Origin of the sequence: Helicobacter monodelphidis (genome assembly GCF_003288845.1) — a bacterium.
In the GTDB taxonomy this organism is placed as follows: Bacteria; Campylobacterota; Campylobacteria; order Campylobacterales; family Helicobacteraceae; genus NHYN01.
The window spans coordinates 1-1,058 of sequence record NZ_NHYN01000066.1; the positions used below are offsets into that span (position 1 = coordinate 1).

The 1,058-nt window shown below is 29.7% G+C and carries 1 protein-coding gene; it reads left to right on the forward strand.

Annotated features, from left to right (window positions below):
- On the forward strand, window positions 1-1,058 hold a 1,058-nt coding region (locus CCZ01_RS10565), incomplete at both ends, for a putative barnase/colicin E5 family endoribonuclease (RefSeq protein WP_458692866.1).

Genomic DNA, 1,058 nt, shown 5'->3' on the forward strand with positions numbered 1-1,058 from the left:
AAAGAGCATTTTAGTGTATCTTTAGAAAAGAAAATCAATGATGCAATCATACAAGAAAATAGAAATGAATTTTTAAAAGATATACAAGCAAACATCTCTAAATTAGAGATTGAAAAAGATTTTAGTGTAAAAAGCAAAAATCTAAAGGAATATGAACAAATACAAGAGTCATTAAGGATTCTCAAACTCAAAAAAGAAAAATTAGAAAATGCTTTAAGTGTTGCAAATGACACAACAACACAAAAACAAATCAAAGAGCTAGACAATCACATTTCTATGCTTTCAAACCAAGCTTATATCCTTTTTGAAAGTAGCCCAGAAAATATCATAAAAACAAGTAAAGAAACATTAAAATTAGGTGATGATTTGTTTTTGGATTCTAAAAATGGTAAAAAAATCTTAAGAACAAGCGAGGGAATAATTCTTAACAAGAATAGTATTGGAAAAACTCAAAGCATAAAAGACACTTTAGCACTTGCAAAAATTTATAACAAAGATTTAAATCTTAATGATTTATATGAAATACATAAGAATAAAGATATGCACGAAATATGGGATATGCCTATTTTTTATATTAATAAAGAAATAGCACCTTTTGTGAGTTATACCCATAACATTCATCAGGCATTATTGAATAAAAACTTTTTTTTCTTCGATAAGATAGAACCTTTAAACCTCTCTGCAAGTAGTGAAGAAAAATTAGACTATTTTAGGAGGATTTGGCGTTTAATTAGCGAAAGCTTTAAGGCAAATAACTCTCCTTCTGGTCTCTTGTGGAATAATGCACACACACCAGATTTTAAAAACCTAAAAGGCAAAAAAGCCATTAAGTTTTTGAATGAAGTGCAAACAGGATATATACAAAACGCATTCCATAAAGAAGGCTTAGGGGATATTGATTTAGTGTGGGGAAAGGCAGGAAGTGGCAGAAGCGATGAATATGGATTAGCTAAAATCATGAAATATCACCCCGAAGTAGTGAGTGAAATACCTCAAATCATACAAGAGGGCAAAATTCTCAAAGACGATAAAGGGCGATTAAATATCGAATATGGAAA